Source organism: Candidatus Nitrososphaera evergladensis SR1 (assembly GCF_000730285.1).
In the GTDB taxonomy this organism is placed as follows: Archaea; Thermoproteota; Nitrososphaeria; order Nitrososphaerales; family Nitrososphaeraceae; genus Nitrososphaera; species Nitrososphaera evergladensis.
The window spans coordinates 1,256,908-1,280,751 of the sequence record NZ_CP007174.1 but is presented as its reverse complement, the minus strand read 5'-3'; the positions used below and the strand labels follow the sequence as shown (position 1 = coordinate 1,280,751).

Below are 23,844 nucleotides of genomic sequence, written 5' to 3'. Positions count from 1 at the left end.
ATCAACCACCCCTCATTTAAGCAAATTTTTTTCACAGTATCAGCCCAGCTCAAGAGTGGTCACGCCATAGGTTCGCAAAATGTCAAGGTCGGGCTTGGAAACGTTGTACATCCTCGCAGTTTCAAACACTTTGTTCATCCCTGCCTCTTTTGCCAAGTCAACGGCCATCCCGTTTGCTTCTGGGACATCGATGTATACAGGTTCCCCGGCGGCATGTCCCGCCAATCCAATGAGCAGATCCCTTGCTGCGTCGTGCGTGTCCGCAAACAAGGGGCCTATTTTATATCCGCGCACGCACCTGCGAATGACGCCGTATCCGGCAAGCCTGCCGCTTTTGTCATCCACATAGCCTAGGGCGGCTCCCTGTGGAGGATTCAGCCACCTGTCCAGAAACCTGGCGCGCTGTGCAGGAAAGAGCCTCTTTTCATATTCCGCAACGTCATCTATGCTGTATTTTTTTCGCAGGTCAACCACATTGCGCGGCATCGTACGTGCTGCTATCGTACCGGCTGACTCATAGCGGATGTTTCTGTGCGCAAGCACAAAGCCTTCGCGTTCATAGTCGCGCTGGCGCCCAACTACACCGTCAAGGCCGATGTTGCGGTCCCCAAGGCGCCGCAGAGCATGGCGCCACAGCTTCATCCCAAAGCCCCTGCCTCGGTGCTTAGGTTTGACGATATAGAGCCCAAGGAACCCAAAAGTGTCGTCGTAGGCCACGGCAGAGATGCAGCCTACAGGGACGCCAGAAAGCAGCCCGACGAAGTACCCCTTGGAATCAAAATCATAGAATGCGCAGGCGTCATGCAAGCCAGGATTCCACCCCTCGCTTGCAGCCCAGCCAAGCGCAAGGTCAAGCTCCTGCCGCTTCATCGGCCTGACGACAAAACTATCAGAGCTGTCCAACTATATTCAGATAATGCAAGAGCATAGACAAATAAAATCTCTCATCAGCCTTCTGGCTGCATCGACACTACCGCCCACGTGTGTGGTTGTGCCTTTACAGGAGCATAGCTTACCCTCATGCTCTTGCCGTCAATGACCTCTACGATGGAACCACTCTTGCCCGCAAGCGCGGCCTTGACGCTTTCAAGGTTTGAAAAGCTTCTCAGGTCGGTCCTTGCAGCTGAAGGGTCCCTTGCCGAGTCGGCAATTTCAGTCCCGTTGTGATCCACGAATATTATCCGCGAGCTACCTTCAAGCTGCTTCAAGCCCTTTTCAATCCCGTCAAGGTTGATGATTGCCACCCAGTAGCCGATAATATTGTTGTCCTTTTCTTCTGCGCCTGCTGCCGTCTGCCCGTAGACTGGCACGGCCACTGCGACTGCAGGCTCGTGTATGGCTGCGGACATGAAGACAGAGCTGACGTATGCTTCTTTGGTGGAAGAAACCCCCTGGTACCAGTCCCGATCAGAATAGTTCAGTCTCGGCAGCTGCTTTTGCTGCTCAAAGGGCTCGCCGATGTAGATGTTTCCCTCCGGCGTGAGGAAAAAGATGCTTGCAACGTTGTCGTCGCCGTACGTGGCAATGATGTTCTTTGCGACTTGTCTCTTGGCCACGTCCGCGTCCTGAGGGATGCCCATCTGGGCGGTACTTACAAGCGAGAGCGAATCGGTGCTTCTCACTTCAGGCATCATTCCTGTCAATTCCATCACTTTGACATAGCCTGCGATCCTTTCTTCAAGGTTGGAGGCAAGGAGACGCAGGTCTGGCGAGCGGTCCACGGGTTTAGGGTTTGCCGCCTGAAGCGGGTATGCAACGATAATGCCTGCCGCAGCCACGATGGCTGCCGCAACAATAACTGCTGCAGCTATTACCACTATTCTCTGCAAGCTATACCCTATCAGCAAGGACACCCGCTTGAATATAATAACTGTACGAACATTGTTCTATTTTTTTCTCCCACTTGCACCTGCATCAAATCGAGCGGCTTAAGCTGCGCATTGGCAAATTTTACACACATCCAAAAAAATATCGTGTGCCGGCATCCGAGGAAAATTCTATAAAAAGATTATATCCTGCACGTAGCAGGATGGTACAAGATGACGTTATTGTTGTCAGGCAAGGCCAGAAATCTTGCAGCATATTCTGTTGCGGTCGCACTAGCCATCATAATACTTGCAGCTGTTGGCACGGCCAGCATCAACGCGCTTGAGCAAGAGATAAGAAAAAAAGAAGCAAGCGACGTTCGCGCGCTGGCCATTGCCACTGAGGGCAAGCTTTCCACCATAGCGTCCCTCATGGAAGCAACAGGCAGCCTGCCGCAGGTGACAGCTGGCGCGCCGTATGTTGCGCAGATGACCAAAGAGCTCCACGGAGTGCCGCAGAACGTCGATGCAGAAAAGAGGCAGGTAGCACAGTCGGTCTTGTCAAAGAGCCAAGACATCGAGGCCATAGCGTTCATACTTCCAAACGGCGAGATGTACATGGAAGAGCCGTACTATAGGCAGATGAACCTGACAAGCACCAACTTTGCATTCCGCGACTACTTCAAGGGCGCAGTGAACAGCGGCTCGACGTACCTTGGCGAAGTGTACATTTCTGCGTCAAGCGGCGCAAGCGCGTCAGCAGTGGCAGTTCCGGTTACTTCTGGCGACGAGCTGAAAGGCGTCTGGATAGGAATTGTCCACCTTCAAAACTTGGACAAGTTTGCAAAGGACATGTTTGACAACGATGACGGCAGGCGTTTTACCTATGCTGACCAGCATGGTCATGAAGTAGTCTATTCGAACAAAATAGTACCCTCGCTTGAAGAGGCCAGCAAGCCTCTTGCAGAAATGGACGTATACAAAAAGGCCATCTCCGGCGAATCAGGCGTGGCAGTCGAGTCAATAGGAGGCAAGGAGATGCTTGTCGCGTATCATCCTGTCAGGGTGCCGGGCGCTACCTGGGCAGTGTTTTCAATCCAGCCTTACGACTCGGTCATAAAGCCGGTGCAGGACCTGAGGATGCAGACGTACTATGCAATCGCAATTGCAGCGGCAGCCGGCGCGGCGCTTGCCATCGTGATTGCGAAAAGAAGACCATAAAAAAGAGTAAGGAGGTTAGGCGCGTGGCCGGCTCTCGCATCTCATTGCGTCAGGGTTTTTGCAACCGCGTCAATCGTGTAGGTCACGGTAAAGGGCTCGCCGCTTCTCTTGTGGAAGACAAGGGCGCTCCCCGTAAAGTCAAAGGTGCCTGACGAGATTGGCGAGTCTCCTGAAAGGATTGGCGTGTCGACGATTCCTGTCATGTGCGAGTAGGTTATCGTGGTGCCGTTGATGACGGCGACCGGCGGCTGGCCGTACTCGGCGGTGGGCGCCACGGCAGGGTTGTACCTGTGCATCACCTCTATCTCTATTGGCTTGCTTGCAGTGAAAGTGACCGTGCCGGACCAGATCCTGCCGTCGTCTCTTAGCGGGAGGGCAAAGACGACCTGGTGGGTCGGGTGCCCTTGAGCGGTGACTGGCGCAGGGGCGGACATGACGGTTTTCTGGACTCGCACGATGGTGCTATTGCTGCCTTGCTGCTGCGCAGAAGCATAACCCGCCTGAAGGGCAATTGCAATTGCGACTGCCGCTACGATGGCTATTGCCAGAATGCTGAACTTTGTCTTTTTCTTGCTGTTGTTGTTGCTTGCAGACATGTGTGTATAACATTATACTGGAAAGGACGTCTTGATATATGCTTTCAAACTCGATATACTAGACAAGAAAAGAAATGAGGGCGTGCCAGGAGGGATTGCACGGAGCCTGATTTACTTTGCGTACGTGGTACGCCTGTGCGCAGGCGAGCAATACCCACAATAGTCGGTATTTGGCCTGCTGTGGCAGATGCATTCGCACTTGCCACTGGTTGTCTTGTTAAATTTTCTCACTAGAGATTACGCGCGTTCTTATGTTATTTAAGTTAGCCTGCTGCTGTTGTCGCAGGAACGCAAGCATCAAGTACTGCATCATTGCACTATAGCATGTGCGGCGATGAAGAGTCTAGACGGACCTGAAAACAAGATGATGTGTTTTGCACTCGGAGCCAAACGTCAACCTACATACAGGGTTTTTTAGCTTCCACGCAAGCTATACATCGCACAATAGGAAATGAACCGTAACGATAGCGGCGTTAGCCTGCTTGCTGAAAAGTGCGCTGGGATAGCGACAGAGGAGGCTGAAAAAGCAGCTGCAAGGGGCACGTTTGGAGTAGGCGGCCTCTTGATTGAAAACAGCACCGGAAAAGTGCTGAAAAAGGTGCCAAACAGGGTAATAGTGCGAGACACAGTGGTCGACCCTACTGCGCATGTTGAAAAACAGCTTGTGGACTGGTATTACCTTTCCAAATCATCGTTGCCTTTGGCTGCAGACATGACCATAATATGCTCCCTTGACCCGTGCATAATGTGCACAGGAGCAATCCTGAGGTCTGGTCTGAACGTCATCCGGATCTCTGACGACTCTGAATGTGGCGTCAGCTGCTGGGGCCAGAACGACTTGACCACGCTGCCGGCAGAACTGCGGCAAGAAAAGGCGGCAAGATTCTCCGCATTTGGCCTGCGAGGTAACAAGAGGGCATTTGCAGGATCGCAAGGTTCCATCTTTTCCGGAATCGAGATCGACCCGCTGTTTGAAAAGCGCTCCACCAAGGCTTTCAGGTCCAGCCTGGACAAGATCAGAAAAAGCATAAACAAAGACTGGATTTTTTCGCCAGATAGCCTTGAAAACCCCAGATCGCTTGCCAAGAGCAAGCCTTTGTCGCGTGTTGTGAAAACAATCAAGCGGTACAACCCCGACGCATTCTCTGAGAAGCACACTTTGGATCGGGGCGCGTCATGCACTGCGCTTGGGCATGTCCTGGTGGACAAGGCAAGAGAATCCCACAGATACACGGGATTGTTCAATTCCGCCTGCATCATCGACCCTTTTGGGAACATCCTGCTGGCAGGAGGCGCAAACCCTGTAGAGCAGACACCCTTGCTTGACATAATGCGCAAGTATCATTCGCTAGTAAATGACGCTGGAAAAAACGGCAAGCGATACCTGGCCCATCCAAAATATTGCAAGGTAGCAATCTTCTTTGGCCCAGCAAGAGATCCAACAGGCATGATGGAGGTCGGATCTCTGGGCTCGTTTTTTGAGGGCAAGCTCCCAAAGGAAAGCAGGGGCCAGCTGGAATACGTTCTCCCAAGGCAGGACGCCTCTGAGCTGGCAGACATGCTGCGCAACCTGCCCCCGTTTTATTCAGAAACCGTGAACCTGAAAAACGTGATACAACAGACGCAGGATGACGCGCTAAAGGAATTCTGCAAAGCCAGAATCCCTTAGAACAAGAGATCTTGATGTTTTTCACCACAGTCATCAGAGAAAATGGTGGACGACAAACGCAAGGGCAAATCCTGCAAGTGTCGCCAGCCCGATCTGGCTTCCCCCTTCTCTGAATGCTTCAGGTATCATGGACTCGATAAGCATGACAAGTATTGCGCCGGATGCAAAGGAAAGGAAAAAAGAGATGACTGCAGGGTTTGAGCCGGCAAGCAGGGCAAAGCCTATTGCAGAGGCTACCGTCCCAACCGCCACCACGACTGACCAGCTGACAAGTATGAATTTCTTGCTCATTCCGTCTGATTTCATCCCCTCCACAGATGAAAGGGCCTCTGGATAGTTGGAAAGAAAGATGGCGACGGCAAGGACGGGGTTCGCTGTCCCGGCCGCCACGATAGAGATCCCAAGGGCAATGTTTTCCGGTATGTTGTCCATGACAGAGCCCACCAGAAGCGCAAGTCCGGGAGGCGCAGCAGCGTCCGTGCTCTTCTTTTCTCCGTCTGGGCGCCTCCTGCGCGGAACCCCGGTGACCTTGCCAAGAAGAAGATTGGCAAAATTATACGCAAACCCCCCCGCCACAAACCCTGCCATCAAAGGCAGGATGTCCTGAGAAGACCGGAAAGCCTCGCCCAAGAGCGAGAACGTCAATGCGACTACCAAGACGCCGCTTCCAAACGCCATTATGCTTGCAATGACCTTTCTTGGAAGACGGAAAGTAAGTCCGGTCACCGCCCCAAGCAGCAAAGAGAGGCTGGAAACAAATCCCCACAGCAGAGATTGAAGCAGCGCGTTTTCTGCCATCTAGTTTGATATCATGTTATCATCATGCATCGCTACTACTTAGGTGTGTATACATCATGACGTCGTGAGACGGCTCGCACGCTGTTTTACTTTGTACGGCTTGTCACTGCTTGGATTTTTGGAGTCCTTGCAAAGTAAATAGTCAAGCCTATCCACGATACAAGTTGCAGGGCAGTCAGAAAGAGGTCGGTTGCGCCGGACGCGTAGAGCGGCGTAAAGAATCCTTCGAGGATCAGCTTGGCTGCCTGATCAACGGCATAGGCAAGGCCGACGACTAGCACTGCAGGATGCCTTTTTGCAGCAGCCCAGAACCCGATTATTGCGGCGCTTCCCATCAATCCAAACAGCCCGCCCATAGCGCCGTACGCAACTGAATTACTTGGCGTGTGGGCACAGACCATGTGGCCGCCCGTGCCGTCTATCCACAGCGAATAGTCAAAGCCGCTTGCAGAGCACACAAGGGCATGTCCTGTCTCGTGCAACAGGCTGACAGGGATTACAAGCGCGATGTACAGTATGACGGACCACTGTATCACACTACGGTTGAGGCGCATTGATTTCAAGGATGCCACTTTTTTTTATTGTTATTGTTGTTGTACTGCCTTTTCGGGCCGACCCGCCGACTGCATTGCAAAGCCGCTGAAAACAAGGCCGGCCGTCAGCGCCATAGACACGACTATCTGCAAGAGAGGAACATGCAGGACTAGACCTCCTGCCAGAGATATGCCAGCGCCTATTCCGGCGTATTGCAGCCACTTTGCATAAGCTCTTTTCAACCCTGTCACCGACGTATAATATCCACAATACGCGCTCTTATACCACGTGTAACATTGTTACTCAAAAAAGCCAAGGCGATAAATAAGCCGTCATACAACAGGATGCAGAGAGAAAGAAAGGAAATGAAGGCAAAGCTTGTCGCACTGGGCGGAGGCATAATAGCAGCAGGGGTTTTGCTGTTTTTGTACGTGAGTTTGCAACCCACCACTCCAGACTGCCTTGACAATTGCGGCCTGACAAGCGGCGGCGATCTATACCTGACGTCGATGCTCCCAATCGTGATTTTTACGCTGGGAGGATGGATGCTGGCGCTAGGCATAAGACGAAAGTAAAAAAATTCATGCCCGTCCCATATGCGAGAAGATACGGCGGGCCCTTTTTGCTGTTTGCGTTAGTCGGTATATATGTATGTGCGCAACAATCATGCAGGAAAAAGTCATTTGAGGTCAAGGAGTCCTTTGGGAGACTCGTGTTCAGCCTGTGATGCAGCAACGCGCTCGTACGATATCAGGAACCTAGACCCCTTTTCAGTTATCACAAGGGTTTTACCGTCAGAAACAGCGTAACCGACAAGGCCGTCTTTTATAAATTCTTTCAGGTACCGGCTCAATTGCTTGCTTGAAATGCCGGCCGCAGATTCCAGCTGATTTTCCTCAGAACCCCCGTTGATCGCAGAGAGTAGTTTCAGCACCATATCGCTGTCAAAGCCTTTTTCTCCATAATCTTCTTTTTTCAAATCCCATATGATAGGTAGCACTTGCAGAATAAAAGAATGATTTAACTCAGTTACGGGAATTTTGCGCACCTTGCATATGTATTTGCCGGAATATTATGCAGTATGCAGCTATAAGCAATTCATACTATATGGTACATCTAAACGTTTTGATAATTCGGCACGTGTACTACAATGCTTTAATCTAATCGGCAGAGAATTCTTCACATGAAGACAATCTTGATGGCTTTGGCCATTTTTGCTTCTGTGATCCTCCTTGGATCGGCCATTGCCCTAGGCCCGGTTAACAGGGCGTACGCGCACACATTTCAAGGCAGCGAAAACGTAGAATTCCTTACAATGGTGCAGCAGATAAAGGTAGAGACCTCTCTTGCCGGCAACAATACTTCAGACAAGGAAGTAGCAAACCACCACATGGAGCATGCAGCCGAAGCGCTGACCAATTCCACCTTGAAGGAAATAGCAGAAAAGAACAAAAGGATAGCTACCGACCTCCCATCATCAATCGAGCAGCTGAAAACCGCCATAGACTCAGGTGCAAGCGCTGACGAAGTAAAGCAAGACGTACAGGCAGTCAGCGACCTGCTGGATGAGGCAGTGCAGATCCGAATTGAGAAGTCGCAGGTAGACAATTCAACCATCCAGGCTGCAGTAGTAGCAAACCTGGTAAACGAAGCGCTTGAGCATTACGGTGAAGCGGTAGGCTTTGAAGGCAACATGACCGACATGTCGGCTATGCAGTCTGAGAATAGCAGCATGCAAGGCAATACTACTACAACATCAACCGTTGTAAGCGTCCCCAACTACCAGAGCTCTCTGGCTTTTGCAGAAAAGGCGCAAGAGTTGTACCAGCAGATCAAATCAAAAGCCCTCTCTGGGACAGACAACGCAGTGACAGGACTTGACGGGGCGTTTCCATCGTTTGTCAATGCGATTAAAGGCAAGGCTTCTCCGATGGACATCATGGAGATAGCACATACCAAGATTCATCCCAACCTAATAACAGCCTATAACCTGCAGGTTGCGTCGTAACTACTGCCCAGATGATACGACATCGCGGCCTCTACATAGGCAGCCACGCGTGCCGCTGTTTGGAAAAGCTCCAGACAAAAAGAGGGTCTATCGCCCTCTTGCACTTTTTTCTTTTTGCCAAAACATACCGACGCACTGGTCAGAATCTCATTCAAAGTTGCCGCTGAACTTTTTCCGGCGTACATCCACTTTATCTTGAGGCTTTAGATTCTTTACACGTCGTGCCGGTACAGGTTCTTGTTCTCCCTGAATCGGGTTTTCTTTACGTGTTCTTGTCTGACGTGGTGGAGCCTGTCCTTTTCATGTATGAATTCCTTGCCGCAATCTTGGCAGCGGACAATCGCATGATGATGCACTTCCCGGGCGTGTTTTATGAGGTCGTCGTAATTTTCAAATCTGGCAGGGCACTGGTCGCAAGAGAACTTTTTTCCCAAAAGCACACAAAAATTATTGCACATCTACGATAAAATTTTATTGTTTAACAATGGCCTGACAGGCGTAGGGCATTTATTCAAAAAGCTTGACCCAGGCATCTAGTACCGTGCACCGATTGAGTTCTCCAAGACATAAGAGCAAGAAGCGGCATTATCATTTCGGTGTAAAAAGATCACATGGGACTGAAGGAAGACGCAATCAACCTTCACAGGATGCTTAGGGGCAAGATAGAGATACACAACAGGGTGTCTGTTGACAGTATATTTGAAGAAGAAAAAGGCACTCTGGGCTTGATTTACACGCCAGGGGTAGCCTATGTGTCCAGAGAGATAAGCGGAAACAAAGAGCTGGCCTACGAGTACACCTCAAAATGGAACAACGTGGCCATAATCTGCGACGGCACGAGGGTTCTGGGGCTAGGAAACGTCGGGCCGGAAGCCGCAATCCCCGTCATGGAAGGCAAGTCGGTTTTGTTCAAGTCGCTTGCTGACATTAACGCGATACCTCTGTGCATAGCTACTCAGGACAAGCAAGAGATAATCAGGATTGCAAAGGCAATCCAGCCAGGATTTGGAGCGGTCAACATCGAAGACATAGAGTCCCCAAAAGTGCTTGAAATTGTGGAGGCGCTAAAAGAAGAGCTTGACATCCCGGTGTTTCATGACGACCAGCACGGTACTGCCGTGATCACCCTGGCCGCGCTGGTAAACGCACTTGACTTGACTGGAAAAAAAATGGATAGAATCAAGGTTATCATTGCAGGGGCAGGCTCTGCAGGGTACGGCATATACAGGATACTAGAGCAGGCAGGCTGCAGAGACATCATAGTTGCAGACAGCAAAGGCGCAATATACGAAGGAAGGGCAGATATTGTCAGTAGCAGTAATGATGAGGGCAGCAAGAACAAGTACCGCCAGGAAATAGCCAAGAGGACCAATGCCGATAAAGTCAGCGGCAGCATCAAAGAAGTCATCAAGGGAGCAGATCTGTTCATAGGAGTTTCAGGCAGGGGAAACATCGTAAGCCGCGACATGGTCAGGACGATGAACAAAGATGCCATAGTATTTGCATTGAGCAACCCGGATCCGGAGGTACTTCCCCCTGACGCGCTAGCCGCAGGAGCCAGAATAGCCGCAACTGGCAGGTCGGATTTTGCCAACCAGATCAATAACGCAGTGGTGTTCCCGTCTGTTCTACGAGCCTTGCTGGATCTGCACGCCAGATACCTAGACGAAGACATGCTCGTCGCAGTGGCTTTTGCCATTGCGAGCCTTGTTGACCGCAAGCATCTGACAGAGAGTTTCATAATCCCAAAGGTAAACGACCCCAGAATACTCCCGGTTGTTACGCAGACGCTGCGGGACGCAGTAATGAAGCACATTGATGCCAAGGGGCAAGTCATGTCGCAACAATAATAGTAGCAGCGGCTGGAGCCACGGCCACAACAACATTTGCGTTGCGCCTCATCCTATTGCTTTTCTATTTTTTTTGTTTCCCATGGCTTGCCATGGCAAGAGGAACGATGAGCTGCTGCATTGATACGACAAGCACTCCAGAGGCTTGATAGAACAGAGGGTTAATGCCAATACTAAATAGCAAGCATTGCCCATACATAGTCACAGGTACAGAGATGGGCTACAGAGTAATTTGCGAGCGGCATAACCTCAAACAGTTCTGCAACACGATAATGGAAGCAAAGGCTGTCCAAAGTCAGCATAAACGCGAAGGATGCCTAGAGTCAGAAATCAAAAAACCCGGCCAAAGGTAATAATCGTTACAGTAACAGAAGACGAGAAAAAGCGTCTTGACAGCTTTATGAGTCACGGTTTCCTATAATGAATCAGATCTAGTTATGGCAGACACATCAGAAAGAAGGGACGAAAATAATAATGATGCCGCCAACAACAACAGCAGCAAGAATGTCAGAGTAGATGAAGAATCATCTTCAGCCATTCCAGATTCTAGGCAAAGTTTTCACGGCATCGAAAAAGTGACTGCAGATTTCCAGTGTTTTGTTTGTGGAGCGGTGTTCAATACAGACGAGGATAGAAAGCAACACCTGGAAAAAGAAGCGCACGGAACGCTGCATGAAGAATCTACAGAAGAAGACATGGAAATTGCCAAGGAGCAAGAGGAACTAAACGAGAGCCACGCTCATCACGTTTAGGCCATCGTACAAGGGCAGCCTACGGCTCGTGATTCTTTTGTATGGCGGCGCACAAAGTAAGCATATGCTTTATTCAGCATGAACCTTCAAGATTAATTAGATGCAACGCGATTTTATATGACATGGTTGCAAGGAAAGCAAGCAGGAACTCCAGCGCCAAAGAACAGCTAAAGAAAGTTTCGCCAAGAACAAGGTCAGCGGCTCAGATTATCAAAGACCAACTGCGCTCAGTTACAACTGCAATTGAGGACAGGGTGGCAATAGACGATCACGTCAACAACATATCTCACGAGATGGAATACCTGCTTGACAGCATAGACAGCATTCCAAAGGTCAGTCAGAAAAAAATCCTAATTGCGTACAAGAATTTCTTGAAAGAAAATCTGGACGCCGTTGAAAGCCGGCTTGGAAAGGCAGGCCGGTAGTAGATAGATATGTTCTTGTACTGTTGAATCCAACTTTTGAATAGACGGTGATGATGTGACTAGGCAGTATTATTATCATCATCAGGTATGCTAAAGAAAAAGGCCGCACCCTTTCCGTTGGCGTTGTTCTCGGCCCACATCTTGCCGCCATGCGCTTCTATGATCCCCTTTGAAATAAACAACCCAAGTCCGGTGCCTTTTTTCGACTTTGTAACGAACTTTGTAAACAGTCTGGGAAATACCTCGGCGTCTATGCCGTCGCCCGTGTCTCTCACTGTAACAATTGTCTGGCCGTCCTTTCGCTGAATGCTTGTCCATATCGTTCCTTCCCGGGTAAATTCCAGGGCGTTGTGCAAAAGATTGGAAATCACTTGGACTATCCTTTCCTTGTCCGCGTTTACAATTACATCTCCCTCTCTGCCTTCATACGGGACGGCTACAAGCTCTACCTTCTTGTCGCCGCTGGCAAATGAATTTCCAAGATCTTCAACAGTACGCGCCACCACATCAGCCAGATTAAATCTCACCTTGTTCAGCTTTAATGATTGCGATTCGATTCTTGAAACGTCAAGCAGGTCTTCGCTGAGCCCCTGCAATCTTCTGGCGTTTCTAATTATGATCTCAAGAAGGTGTTTCTCCTGCGAGCTGGCAACAATTGTAGAGCTAGAATTATTATCATTGCTATTGCTGCTGCCGCTGTTGTCAGTATCGTAAAGCACTTCTGCAAGGCCCAGTATCGGCTGTATTGGGGTTCGAAGCTCGTGTGCCGCAATGTTGAGAAATTCTCTCTGCGTTTTGATGTTGGCTTGCAGCCGCTCGTTTGCTTCTCCTAGTTCGCGTGTCCTGATTTTCACTTCCTTGTTCAAGATGTTATTCCACTTGATGAGAAGTATGACCAGTATCGTTATCGCAGAGATTGTGCCGGTTAGGAGCAATCCCAGTTTGGTTCTTTCTGCAAAAAGGGCATCATTAACTTCTGAATAAATCTGGGTAGTGGGCGTTACTAGTTGAATAAAGTATGTGGGCTTGCCCTGGACAAATACCGGATATTGCGTGGTAATCCTTTCGCCATCCCCATAGTCATACACGCCATAGCCTGAATGCCCCTGCAAGAGGCTTTTGGTCAGGTTGTTCAGGACGGGGTTGTGATTTATAGAAGCCTGCGCCTCTTTTCCAAAAAAGTTTTTCCCTACCAAGCTCGCGCTTGCACCGTTGGCCAGCATGACTCCGTCGTGATCATAGGCTATCAGAAACTGCGAATTGATATCCTCAACGTTTGCGTAATGCGCAAAAAAAGAGACCGTGGGTATCGATACGCCTATTATCCCGATGTACTCGTGAGTGCTTTTGTTTATTATCGGATAGGAAATGAAAACCCGGTACATGCCTTGTCTTTCAAATCCATTAGAAAATACCGGCTGATGATTCGCTCTTGTTTCTATCACCCAATCCCTGAGCGAAAAATCTGCGCTGAGAAAGGTTTCTGAACTGGGCGGGGCCAGGCTTATCGTCACGATATCATTCTTGTCCAGCACGAACAGACCCTTAACTGTGGGGTCAAGCTGGGCATATTTTTCTTCTACGAGGCTCCTTGCATCTTGACTATGCAAATCGCCTTCCTGCAAGTAGTACGAATTTGCTAGCCCGTCAAGCGTGCTTAAAACAAGGTTGAGATCTGATCCGATGTGTTCTGAAATCTTGGTTGCTGCTTCAACCTGACGCTCTTTTTGTTGATCAAACAGGCTTGCCTTGATGCTGCTTTCTGTCACGTTCAGGGTATAAATGAACAATCCAACTGAAAGCACGATGACAAATATCACGGAAATGACGCCAGTTGTCCTTGCCTTGGGTCCAAGCGAGTATTCCACGAGTTTTCGCTTGATAAAATTCAAAGGCAATACAAGTCAACAAATATGTACAGAATCTAATAAAATTAGCTGGCGATTTGCTTCTAATAATAGCAGATCTATAAAATTGCCAGCGATATATAACGAATTTCATTATATTGAAATTCAATAATAGAAAATATACAACATCTCCGGACCAGAAACCGTTGTCAGGTTTGCATTTTGATTTTTTTCTGGCGACTGGCCGACCCAGTATTATTTTAATAATAAAGTAACACGAGCCAGAGTACTAATTACAGAACTCTATTATGAGTTCTACATGCTCTAACCAAAACGCGAAGTGCTAATTAGTTTATCTTCGCATACATACAATTAAACATGAATTCATTAGAGCATTCTATTTTCAGAATAATAACAGTAGGAATTATTCTTTTCAACATAGTTGTTATAGGAGCCTCAAGCGCACTTGCGGCAGCGGCAGGCAACAACAACAATAACAATAGTAGCAGTTCCGCCGGTGTAATTGGGACCAGTACAAGAGGGGAAAAAGAGAGGGATTATTACGTAAATGCCACAGCAGAGCAAAGACACAAAGAACACCTTGCAATGGGAGCTGCAATCACGGAACCATATACGGCCAACCTGAACTATACGCTGGTTGCGGTCGGCTCTGCGAGCCAAGGTCAAGTCAAGTCGTCCCTCCGGGAGGACGCACGGATAACCCTGAATCTTTCAGTGTGGAAATCTACGAAAGCAGTAGTATCGATGGACATAATGAATGGCACGGTAAAGATTGGCAACAATAAAGAATTGCAGGTTCATTCAGGTCACGCATACTACCTGATAAATTCTCATTTGATGAGAATCATTGGATACATCATCATAGCGCGCGAAAGCGCAGGCAGCGAGCATCAGCCTTCTTCTTCTCAGGTCCAGACCCTCAAGCTGATAGGCAAGGCGACAACTGCAGATGATGCCAGATTGCCGGCAGGCACTGGCTCAAACCAACAACCTCCTTTGAAAATACAGATACTTGCCGCCCAGAGCAAGCTGGCGCCGGGATGGTCTCTGGACATGAACGCAGAGGTCAGGTTGGAGAGGGGCGATTCATCTTCTTTGCCGCCACAGACAACAGGGCAAGAAGGGCAGAAGGCGGCAGCACAGAAAAAACAAGTCACGCTCACGGCCATACTTGACAACCTGGGCGACGAAGAACGGTTCCACGCCCTTATCGATAGCGCGCTCCAGAAACTGAGGGAAAGGCATCCGGACCTTGACATCCAGGTGGTCGAAAAGCAGTTTGCATATCCAGAAGAGCGGAACCAGCTCATCAAGTCGGTTGCCAACGGGACCGAAGTCGATCTGATGTCGGTGGACCAGATATGGCTTGGAGAGCTGGCCGAAAAAGGACTCTTGACGGACCTTGGCAATTATACAAAAAGCTGGGGAAGGGCTTTGGACTGGTACCAGTCAAACTGGGACGGAGGGGCGTACAAGGGCAAGACGTACGGCATCTGGGTATGGACCGACGTGAGAGGGATGTATTACTGGAAAGACCTGCTTGAAGCTGCAAGCGTTGACCCGGACTCGCTAAAGACATGGGACGGATACATCGAGTCCGCAAAGAAACTAGACGCCTCGCTAAGGCCCAAGGGAATAGAAGGGGTCCACCTGACTGGCGCAAGCCATTCTCCGGACTTGTGGTATCCGTATTTGTGGATGCTTGGAGGAGACATCCTGGAGCAGAAAAGCGGGCATCCGACAAAGGGCGTCTACTGGTTTCCCGCATACAACAGTTCCAAAGGGGTGGAAGCGCTGACGTTTCTCAAGCACCAGGTGGACGCAGGGATAGTGCCGCAAAAGAGTCACTTCTGGGGAAAAGAGTTTGCAGACAAAAAGTTTGCAGTGATGATTGAAGCGTCTCACGTCCCAGGAGAATTCAGTCCAGACCAGAAACAAGACCTGGACAAGAAGGTAGGCTTTATCCCAATGCTCCCAGTCCCCAACCAGAATACCCAGACAACAACCTTGATGGGAGGATGGGAGCTGAGCATTCCCGTAACCTCTCGGCACAAGGAACTTGCATGGGAATTGATCTCGCTGATGGTAGAGCCAGAGATACTTGCGCCGTGGCTGGCAAAATACAACTACCTTCCGACACAGCTACCCATAGGTGAAGGTCCTTATTCGCAACAGCTCCGGCAGACAAATCCGTTCTTTGACGACATGGTCTCGATGATTCAGCATGGCCGCAGCCGACCCAGCATACCAGAGTATCCGCAGATTGCTGAACACATCAGAGAAGCCATTGACGACGTTTACTATGGCAAAAAGGAGCCAAAACAGGCACTTGACGATGCCGCGGCAAAGTCTGCGCAGGCGCTGGGATGGAAGTGATAGAGATAGACCAAGATGCCTGTGCCACATTGAAGGAAAAATATCATCAGGGGCTAAACTTTGAACATTAAAGAACAGATATGCTAAACTCTTGTTCGGATAACCATAAATGCATTGGACGGCCGGAGATATCCCTATGAGTTGGTGATAGTAGTATGGCATCGGGAACAGAAGACATCACAGGGTCGTTCTCTTTTGACGTCACAAAGAGGATACTTGAGGCTTTGGAAACAAGCGGACCGATGAAAAAGACCAACCTCGCCACAAAAACAGGATTGAACTATAACGTTTGCTTGAGATACATCAAGATGCTAAAGTTACTAGAGTGGATAGAGGTGAGCTCTGACAAATGGGATTATGTTTCCATTACCGAAGTCGGGAGGCAGGTCAATGGCAAGTTGCTGAGCCCCTCTGCAGTGGTAAATGCCTCTGTGCCCGATGCAAAGAACAAACAGGCAGAAGAAGAAGGAAGAGGTGGTTTTCAGTTCCAACAAAGACCACCACAATCATCGGGTAGATCCTTGTCTGAAAAAGCGGCAGTGAGATCCGACGACAGGGCAGATACAGCTCACGAGTTTCGCAGCATCATGCTGGTAGACGATGAACCCGACATACTGGTAACCTATCAGTCGTTTCTGTCCCTGGAAGGCTATAGCGTAGGGGCGTTCTTGGATGCATATAGCGCCTTACGCGATTTTGCCGCAAGGCCCACCTATTACGACCTGGTGATCCTCGACATAAGAATGCCCGATCTCAACGGGCTCCAGATATACCAGAGCCTCAAGGCCATGAATCCTTCGTGCAAGGTCATTTTCATAACTGCCCTTGATGCGGCAAAAGAAATGATCAGCATCCTGCCGGGCGTCACTTCCGAAGATATTATGAAAAAACCCATCGACAAAGAAGTCTTTTTGAAGAAAGTCAGGCATATTTTGTCCAAGAACAGCGTTGGTACGAGAGCAGAATAGAATAGATTTTTCTTCTGTAGTATTTGGCAATTACTGGCAGGTCAGTTACTGGCCGGTGAGCGACGTTTAATTCGAATGCGCAGCATCTCCATGCGTGGGCAGCATGTTTTATCTTCCTCTTCCAGAGAAAGCGGGTAGTATCCTTCAGCGGCGATGGCAGATATTTAGAGTTGGAAAGCAAACGCTCGCATCATCATCGTTCTCATCCTCTTTACGCACTGTCAGGGGAGAAGCGAATGCTTGCAGATAGCATCGACGCATTTACATTTAGAACAAACACCGCGAAATTGAACAGAGACAGCAACATATTTGATGGTAATGACTTCGGACAGCGAAAAATGCAAGATGCAGAAAGCGAGTTGCGCTCTTCTTTTGGAGACGATGAGATATCATTTCTTTTTTCATGCAACTATTGCGTTTGCTTTGTAGACATAATTGGCTCAACCAGAATCACGGCAGGGATAGACGATCCAAACAGAATCAGGCAGTACTATTCGATGTTTTTTAGCAAGATAGGCCAGATAGCGAGAAGATTCGATGCAAGAATAATCAAAATCGCAGGCGATTGTCTGATATGTTATTTTCCAAAAACTGCCGATCCGGCAAATAATTCTGCTTTCAAAGATGTTCTTGAATGCGGTTGCGCGATGATTGCCGCTCATGACGGCATCAACTTTGAGCTAAACGTCATGAACCTGCCGTCTCTGGAATACCGCATTAGCGCTGATTATGGAAGGGTGGAGATAGCCAAATCAGCAACATCTCGAACAGAAGACCTGTTCGGCTCCACGATGAATTTGTGCGCCAAGATAAACCGCATGGCGGCTCAAAACGGCATGGTGATTGGAGGCGACCTTTACCAGATTGTAAAGGCTTTTTCCTTCAACGACTTTTCCTTTGAGGACATTGGAGGATACGACATTGGCCTCAAGCATTTTTATCCCGTTTATTCAGTGATAGCGAAAAAAAGGGACAACATTAGCGGCAGTGGCAGGGATTCGATCATCCCTCCATCTCCAAGGCAGACCATGCACGGATCGGAAATTCTTCGCAGGCTGCATTTTGCCAAGAATAACAACAATAACAATAGCCCTTCAAAACCCATTATTGCTGCCGCCGGCCATACGAGCAATAGTACTAACGTAATGGTTGTTGACGATGAACAAGACATGCTCTTGACTTTCAAGGAATTCCTCAGACTCGAAGGGCATCGCGCCGAGGTATTTGTAAATCCGCAGGAAGCGCTGAAGCGGTACAGGGAAGTGAATCCTTCCTATTATGGACTCATCATTCTGGACATAAGGATGCCGGGCATGAACGGGTTGCAACTGTACCAGCGGCTAAAGGCTATCAATTCCAACATCAATGTCCTTTTCATATCCGCCCTTGATGCGGCAGACGAACTTTGCAGCATATTTTCTGGCATCCTGCCACACAACGTGATAAGAAAACCGGTCCTTCGAGAGCAGTTCATCCACAGGGTAGAATTATGCCTGGCAGGACACGAGCAGCATTGAAAAAGGTAACATGAGACATCTTGAATGCACGCGCAGATGCCGTCAAAATCGACCCGGCCCAAACTCTGCGCCGATGATAACGATAAGGAGCGATGATGAGCCAACAATTGTCTGATGAATCATCAACAGAGCGACATGAGGCAGGGACTACCAGGGTTCTGTACGGCGCCGAAAAGGCGGTCGGAATGGGGATAAAGTTCATGTCAAACGTAAAGAAAAGGATGGACATTTCTTTTGATTCCAGAGGTGCATCCATAGTAGTTGAAGTTCCAGCATACTGGAACGGTTATTTGGACATCAAAAGCAGGGGCGGCCAGATAAGGGTTGTCACAGAGATCACCAAAGCAAACCTGCACTACTGCAAGCGACTTGCGAAGATTGCACAAGTGCGCCATTTGAACGGAATGACAGGGGGCATTGCGGTCAATGAAACAGAATACATGGCCACTACTACTCTAGAAGAAGCCAAACCTCTGACGCAGGTCATCTATAGCAATGTTGAAGAGGTTGTCAGGCAGGGCCATTGCCTGTTTGAAATCCTCTGGGAGAATTCGATTCCCGCGCAGGACCGGTTCAGGGAAATTGAGGAGGGGGTAGAGCCTGAAAGGACCCGGGTGTTGTACGGCGCTGATCGTATCCTCAACCAAGTCGTGGAATGTTTTTCCAGCATAAAATACACATTTGACAATTGCACCGACTCTGCAGGGCCATCAATATTTCTGGGCAACGAGCCTCTCAAAACTGAATATTCCAAGCTCAAGGATAGAGGCGTAAAGTTAAGATTCATCACGGAAATTACAAGAGACAACGTATCTTATTGCAAGCAACTGATGAGAGTTGCTGACGTGCGCCATTTGAACAAAGTAAGGGGCAACTTTGGAATAGTCGACAAGAGGCTTTATGCGGCCAGCGGAGTCGAACACCAAGGAAAGATACCAAGCAGACTCGTAACCAGCACGATAAGGGCCTTTGTGGAGCAGCAACAGTATTTCTTTGAGACCCTGTGGAAAAAAGCGATGCCGGCCGAGCAAAAAATCAGAGAAATTGAAGAAGGAGTAAAGCCTGAATACATAGTGACAATAAACGACCCAGACAAGGTGCAAAAAATTGCCTTTGACCTTGCCAATTCAGCAAAAAGCGAGATACTAGTGATGTTTTCAACGGCCAATGCGTTTCACCGCCAAGAGCGCGCCGGAGGGGTGCAACTCTTGATGGACGCGGCAAGAAAACGCAATGTAAAAGTCAGGATCCTGACGCCGTTTGATGACAGGATAGGAGAAGTATCCAGAAATGTGCGCGAAGAACTGGTAATGCGGCGGCATGACCTGGAAAAGACTGCTGCTGGTGACATCGACATCAAATACACCGAACCTACATTGCAGACCAAAATTTCTCTCTTGATAGTTGACTCAAGATTCTCTTTGGCCGTTGAATTGGAAGATGACGCAAAAGAGACCACTAGCGAAGCCATAGGTCTGGCAACTTTATCAAACAGCAAGGCCACGGTGTCGTCGTACGTTTCGATGTTTGAGAGCATGTGGCGGCAAAACGAGTTGCTTGAAAAATTAAAGGCGCACAGCAAGATGCAGCAAGAGTTCATCAACATAGCCGCCCACGAGCTAAGATCCCCTATTCAACCAATAATGGGGCTATCAGAGCTTCTTTACTTCAAGGCAACAAACGATCAGCAGCGGGAGCTTGCTGACATAATAAGGAGAAATGCCGAGAGGCTGCACAGACTCGCAGAGAACATCCTGGACGTAACTAGAATCGAGAGCCAATCACTGAGGCTGGACAAAGAGCAGTTTAGCCTAAAAGAGTTGCTAGAAGACACCATACGGGATTACAAAAAATCTCCCGACTATAACAATAATAATAACAATAACAGCATACAGTTAATCTATCCGTCTGAAAAAATCGATGATGACATTTTCGTACAGGCAGACAAAGAAAGGATAAAGCAGGTGATTTCTAATCTCCTAAGCAACGCTTTTGGGTTCACCAGGGGAGAAGGAACTGTTTTAGTTACGGTTGAAAGAGAAAAGAGAGACGACGGCAGCGGTCAATTTGTTATCGTATCAGTCAGAGATAGCGGCTCTGGAATAGCGCCAGAGATACTTCCCATAATGTTTGAAAAGTTTACCACCAAATCTGAAAAAGGCACCGGACTTGGGTTGTTTATTTCAAAGGGGATCATAGAAGCGCATGGCGGCAGAATATGGGGCAAGAATAATGATGACGATGACAGGAAAAAGGGCGCGACGTTTACATTTACTTTGCCCACCACCATCATAGTCACTGACCAGCAGCAAGACCCAGTGCCGGGGTGCAAGCAGGGATAGACAAGACCGTCAAAAAAATGACGCAACAGGACAGCAATAGAAAAAGGATCATGGTGGTAGATGACGAGCCGGATGTTGTTTTTACTATCAAGAAAGTCCTGGAATCAGACGGCTTTGAAGTCGATGCGTTTTATGACTCGGACCTGGCGTTAAAGAGATTCAAAGGAGGATTATATGATCTTTTGATCCTCGACGTCAGGATGCCAGTGATGAACGGTTTTGAGCTTTACGCAAAATTACAAGATATCGATGACAAGATCAAGGTCATTTTCATGTCTGCCCTCTCTGACCTGGAGGAGTACGAGATGGCAGGAAAAGAAGAGGATCCCAGGCGGAGAAAAAGACACTTTATCCAAAAGCCAGTTGGAAACAAGGATCTCATCGAAAGGGTAAACACGTTGCTGTCATTCTAGAGAATATGCATACGTCGGCCTAGGAAAAATTGTACATTACTTGCTACTGAATACCTATTCTTGTCATTAGCGAATAGGCCATAGCCACCAGTCATCTAAAATATATCGACTTTGAATAAAAAGTGAGAGTACACACATGCAACCAGAAAGCCAGAGTAAAACGCTACGAGGGAACGCAGGTTACGTCCCCAAAAAGCAGAGGGCTCTGATTCTTCAGGGCGGAGGAGCGCTTGGTGCATACGAGGCAGGCGTTTTCAAGGCGCTGTCAGAAAGACTGTCGCCGCTGGAGGATGACAGACAGGAAGGAGGCAAAAGGCAGCATGGAAACCTGTTTGATATCGTTGCTGGCGCTTCGGCCGGGGCTATCAATGCAGCTCTCATCGTGGATCACGTGGTCAGAAACAAGAAATGGGAAGGAGCTTCAGACGTACTCTGGAATTTTTGGCAGGAAATTTCAACTCCAGTATTTTGGCCGGACAATAAATGGTTCAGCAACGGTTGGCAATTCTGGGAAAACGCCAGGAAATGGCAGTCTGATTTTTTTGGCAAGTTTGTACTGCCGAACCTGCCAGCGGGAAACCTGAGGGAGGAAAACCTGTTTCTGCCGTACTATTTCCTGTGGCCAGATAACCTTGGTCCTTTGGCTTCAGAGGAGGCTGCACGGCGTTACTGGTCATGGTATCAATTTGCATTCATGTCCGGGGGAACGCCGCATGTCCTGTCTCCGGGAATAGTGCAGCCGGATTTTAGATTCAACAATCCGTACAACTACCTTGTTCGCTACAGCAATGCGCCGCTGTTAATGGCGATAAAAAAACACTGGGACTATGAAAAGCATTCGATAAAAACCAGCTACGACAAAAACGAGCCGAGGCTTCTTTTTGTAAGCGTGGATGTAAAAGACGCCATCACGGCGACGTTTGACAGCTATGAAAAGGAAAACGGCGTATGGAAGACAGAGTATGCGCACGAAACGGCAGGAGACAGTAGTGATGACGATAATGACGGACGAAAAGACACGCACGTAATCGAGTACGAGCAGGGCCTCGGGATTGGCCACCTGCTGACGAGCATATCGTCGCACCTGAGGTACAGGCCGCCAGACCTTGAGGCGACCACGATAACTGAAGAAGGGCGGGATCGAAAAAGTACTACTTTAAAGAAGAAGGGAGTCAGATACTTTTGGGACGGCTTCTACCTTAGCAATACTCCATTAAGGGAAGTATTGCAGTCTCACCGGGATTATTGGCACAAAATAAGAAATCATGCAAATACATTGTCTGCAACTACGGCCGCCGCGATATCAAGAGCAAAAGAAACAGATGCAGCTACGGTCCCAAACCTAGAAGTGTATATAGTTGATTTGTACCCGACGGTGGAAAGAGACGACTTTCCAAGGGATCCAGACGGCGTACAGAATAGAGTGGGCGACATCCTGTATCATGACAAGACAAAGTATGACCAAAAGATTGCTTACCTTGTGACTGATTACATTGACTTGGCCAACAAATTGATCAGGATAGCAATCGAGCAAGCAAAAGACAGAAACACAGCCGAGTCTGAAATTCGCGACTTTCTGGAGACGGCAGACCCAAAAAGCAAGAAGCGGAACGGCAAGGAAAGAAAATACGGCGACTTGCTGGGAGGCCGGTTTGACGTGGAAAAGGTGGTAAGGATAGAACTTGCAGCGGACGATAAAAACGACATATATGGGAAAGCCTTTGATTTTTCATCAGGCACTATCAAGCAACTGCTGGACAAGGGGTATTCGGATGCGCTGCGGTACGTATGACAACACAATGTACGCAGGAGTTCCGTCTTTTTCTATCGAGGTAGCAGACTACATCCCGCAGTATTTGTGTATTGGGGAGGGGAGGGAAGAGTCATCTTTTTAATTCTGGCAGAATTTTTGCAACCTAGCGTGTGTATTTTGAAATTAATATCGCTAGTGATATGCTTATAGGCATCCTTTACGTTAAAGTTACTATTGAGAAGAACGCACGACAGAAGAGTAGAGACATCCCGGCTGGACAAGAGGGTGGAGATTCCATTTAGACTGAGAGCGGCTTCTGCGCTTGGAATTTCAATCGCTGCAGACATACTGGATTATGTCGCAGCACCCATCTTTGCCATGCCATTGATAGGCGACGCCGCTGATGCCTTTATCAGCGTAGTGCTGTATTCAATAACAAGGAGCAAAAAAGCCGCCGCAATTAACGCGCTAGAGTTTATTCCTGTGATAGGAGACTTTGTCCCGGTTTATACATTGTCTACCCTGATATGGATTTACGAGGAATCGGCAAAAAGAAAAAGGCCGCAAGTAGCTGTCGCGGCAGGAGAGAAAGTGCCAGCTCGAGACGCCTACGCCATTCAACCGGCAACAGCAATGTCCAAAGGAGAAGTGGATTTGAAGGCTTTGACGTCAAGAAGGTATGCTAGGTGGAAAAGGGAATTAAAACAGAACGTGCAGACGTGTTGACCAGTACACGCCGGCCAAACGCGAGAGATGCTCTTTTTGCAGAAAGGCCGTCTAACAACAGAGCGTGCTGCAACGTAAACACACATGTACGCGCACATATACATGATGATAAAAATAAGAGACTGGAAGCTGCACACATGGATTCATGCACAGTAAAAAGAATGCGTTTTCCCGTACTATTGTTATTCTCGTAATGACCTACGCTAATGAAACGCCCGAATAT

23 protein-coding genes are annotated in these 23,844 nt (G+C 48.6%); 14 read left to right on the top strand and 9 right to left on the bottom strand.

The genetic code is table 11. The features are described 5' to 3' along the window. Positions 1-39: 39 nt before the first annotated feature. Positions 40-903, bottom strand: a complete 864-nt coding sequence (locus tag NTE_RS06730; RefSeq protein ID WP_226987220.1) for a GNAT family N-acetyltransferase — start codon at positions 901-903, stop codon at positions 40-42. 44 nt (positions 904-947) lie between these two features. Next, positions 948-1,829 carry a cache domain-containing protein gene (locus NTE_RS06725; RefSeq protein WP_158385219.1) on the bottom strand — a complete coding sequence of 294 codons (882 nt, stop codon included), beginning with the start codon at positions 1,827-1,829 and terminating at the stop codon, positions 948-950. A 210-nt stretch (positions 1,830-2,039) separates the two neighbouring features. Here NTE_RS06725 and NTE_RS06720 point away from each other — a divergent pair, with 210 nt between their 5' ends. Beyond that, on the top strand, positions 2,040-3,026 hold the full coding sequence (locus tag NTE_RS06720; protein ID WP_148700320.1) for a cache domain-containing protein: 987 nt from the start codon (positions 2,040-2,042) through the stop codon (positions 3,024-3,026). 41 nt (positions 3,027-3,067) lie between these two features. Here NTE_RS06720 and NTE_RS06715 read toward each other — a convergent pair whose 3' ends face one another. Next, positions 3,068-3,622: a hypothetical protein gene (locus NTE_RS06715; protein ID WP_148700319.1), complete on the bottom strand. Its 555-nt coding sequence runs from the start codon at positions 3,620-3,622 to the stop codon at positions 3,068-3,070. A 451-nt stretch (positions 3,623-4,073) separates the two neighbouring features. On the opposite strand from NTE_RS06715, the gene NTE_RS06710 reads away from it, so the two are divergent. After that, positions 4,074-5,291 (top strand): cytidine/deoxycytidylate deaminase family protein, encoded by a 1,218-nt coding sequence (locus tag NTE_RS06710; RefSeq protein WP_148700318.1) that lies wholly within the window; start codon positions 4,074-4,076, stop codon positions 5,289-5,291. A 33-nt stretch (positions 5,292-5,324) separates the two neighbouring features. Here the strand turns inward: NTE_RS06710 and NTE_RS06705 are convergent, their stop codons facing one another. The 3 genes from NTE_RS06705 to NTE_RS06695 all read right to left on the bottom strand — a co-directional run bounded on the left by NTE_RS06705 (position 5,325) and on the right by NTE_RS06695 (position 6,865). Beyond that, complete coding sequence (locus NTE_RS06705) at positions 5,325-6,017, bottom strand: ZIP family metal transporter (RefSeq protein WP_148700317.1); 693 nt, start codon at positions 6,015-6,017, stop codon at positions 5,325-5,327. 158 nt (positions 6,018-6,175) lie between these two features. Then, the gene (locus NTE_RS06700; RefSeq protein WP_148700316.1) at positions 6,176-6,643 is read right to left on the bottom strand and encodes a hypothetical protein; all 468 of its coding nucleotides are present in this window, start codon (positions 6,641-6,643) and stop codon (positions 6,176-6,178) included. Between the two features lie 30 nt (positions 6,644-6,673). Continuing rightward, positions 6,674-6,865, bottom strand: coding sequence for a hypothetical protein (locus NTE_RS06695; RefSeq protein ID WP_148700315.1), 192 nt, complete (start codon positions 6,863-6,865; stop codon positions 6,674-6,676). Positions 6,866-6,919: 54 nt separating this feature from the next. On the opposite strand from NTE_RS06695, the gene NTE_RS06690 reads away from it, so the two are divergent. Beyond that, positions 6,920-7,198, top strand: coding sequence for a hypothetical protein (locus tag NTE_RS06690; protein ID WP_148700314.1), 279 nt, complete (start codon positions 6,920-6,922; stop codon positions 7,196-7,198). Positions 7,199-7,302: 104 nt separating this feature from the next. On the opposite strand, the gene NTE_RS06685 is transcribed toward NTE_RS06690, so the two are convergent. Then, complete coding sequence (locus tag NTE_RS06685) at positions 7,303-7,602, bottom strand: winged helix-turn-helix domain-containing protein (protein ID WP_148700313.1); 300 nt, start codon at positions 7,600-7,602, stop codon at positions 7,303-7,305. A gap of 204 nt (positions 7,603-7,806) precedes the next feature. On the opposite strand from NTE_RS06685, the gene NTE_RS06680 reads away from it, so the two are divergent. Next, positions 7,807-8,631, top strand: a complete 825-nt coding sequence (locus NTE_RS06680) for a hypothetical protein (protein WP_148700312.1) — start codon at positions 7,807-7,809, stop codon at positions 8,629-8,631. A gap of 212 nt (positions 8,632-8,843) precedes the next feature. Here the strand turns inward: NTE_RS06680 and NTE_RS06675 are convergent, their stop codons facing one another. Continuing rightward, positions 8,844-9,065: a C2H2-type zinc finger protein gene (locus tag NTE_RS06675; protein ID WP_226987219.1), complete on the bottom strand. Its 222-nt coding sequence runs from the start codon at positions 9,063-9,065 to the stop codon at positions 8,844-8,846. 177 nt (positions 9,066-9,242) lie between these two features. On the opposite strand from NTE_RS06675, the gene NTE_RS06670 reads away from it, so the two are divergent. The 3 genes from NTE_RS06670 to NTE_RS06660 all read left to right on the top strand — a co-directional run bounded on the left by NTE_RS06670 (position 9,243) and on the right by NTE_RS06660 (position 11,658). Continuing rightward, positions 9,243-10,481: an NAD(P)-dependent malic enzyme gene (locus NTE_RS06670; protein ID WP_226987218.1), complete on the top strand. Its 1,239-nt coding sequence runs from the start codon at positions 9,243-9,245 to the stop codon at positions 10,479-10,481. Positions 10,482-10,918: 437 nt separating this feature from the next. Continuing rightward, a complete protein-coding gene (locus tag NTE_RS06665; protein WP_148700310.1) occupies positions 10,919-11,233 on the top strand; it encodes a C2H2-type zinc finger protein in 315 nt (104 codons plus the stop codon). Between the two features lie 122 nt (positions 11,234-11,355). Beyond that, a complete protein-coding gene (locus tag NTE_RS06660; RefSeq protein ID WP_148700309.1) occupies positions 11,356-11,658 on the top strand; it encodes a hypothetical protein in 303 nt (100 codons plus the stop codon). A gap of 59 nt (positions 11,659-11,717) precedes the next feature. Here the strand turns inward: NTE_RS06660 and NTE_RS06655 are convergent, their stop codons facing one another. After that, on the bottom strand, positions 11,718-13,550 hold the full coding sequence (locus tag NTE_RS06655) for a sensor histidine kinase (RefSeq protein ID WP_158385217.1): 1,833 nt from the start codon (positions 13,548-13,550) through the stop codon (positions 11,718-11,720). Between the two features lie 333 nt (positions 13,551-13,883). On the opposite strand from NTE_RS06655, the gene NTE_RS06650 reads away from it, so the two are divergent. The 7 genes from NTE_RS06650 (at position 13,884) to NTE_RS06620 (ending at position 23,621) form a co-directional block, all read left to right on the top strand. After that, positions 13,884-15,902: an extracellular solute-binding protein gene (locus tag NTE_RS06650; protein ID WP_148700307.1), complete on the top strand. Its 2,019-nt coding sequence runs from the start codon at positions 13,884-13,886 to the stop codon at positions 15,900-15,902. Between the two features lie 155 nt (positions 15,903-16,057). Further along, entirely contained in the window at positions 16,058-16,870 is an 813-nt protein-coding gene (locus NTE_RS06645) for a response regulator (protein ID WP_148700306.1), read from the top strand. A gap of 338 nt (positions 16,871-17,208) precedes the next feature. Then, the gene (locus NTE_RS06640; RefSeq protein WP_158385215.1) at positions 17,209-18,387 is read left to right on the top strand and encodes a response regulator; all 1,179 of its coding nucleotides are present in this window, start codon (positions 17,209-17,211) and stop codon (positions 18,385-18,387) included. A gap of 92 nt (positions 18,388-18,479) precedes the next feature. Continuing rightward, complete coding sequence (locus tag NTE_RS06635) at positions 18,480-20,729, top strand: sensor histidine kinase (protein WP_148700304.1); 2,250 nt, start codon at positions 18,480-18,482, stop codon at positions 20,727-20,729. Next, positions 20,714-21,142, top strand: coding sequence for a response regulator (locus tag NTE_RS06630; RefSeq protein WP_148700303.1), 429 nt, complete (start codon positions 20,714-20,716; stop codon positions 21,140-21,142). The genes NTE_RS06635 and NTE_RS06630 overlap by 16 nt, the downstream gene beginning before the upstream one ends. Before the next feature lie 136 nt (positions 21,143-21,278). Then, the gene (locus tag NTE_RS06625; RefSeq protein ID WP_148700302.1) at positions 21,279-22,934 is read left to right on the top strand and encodes a patatin-like phospholipase family protein; all 1,656 of its coding nucleotides are present in this window, start codon (positions 21,279-21,281) and stop codon (positions 22,932-22,934) included. 195 nt (positions 22,935-23,129) lie between these two features. Next, on the top strand, positions 23,130-23,621 hold the full coding sequence (locus NTE_RS06620; protein WP_148700301.1) for a hypothetical protein: 492 nt from the start codon (positions 23,130-23,132) through the stop codon (positions 23,619-23,621). Positions 23,622-23,844 lie beyond the last annotated feature (223 nt).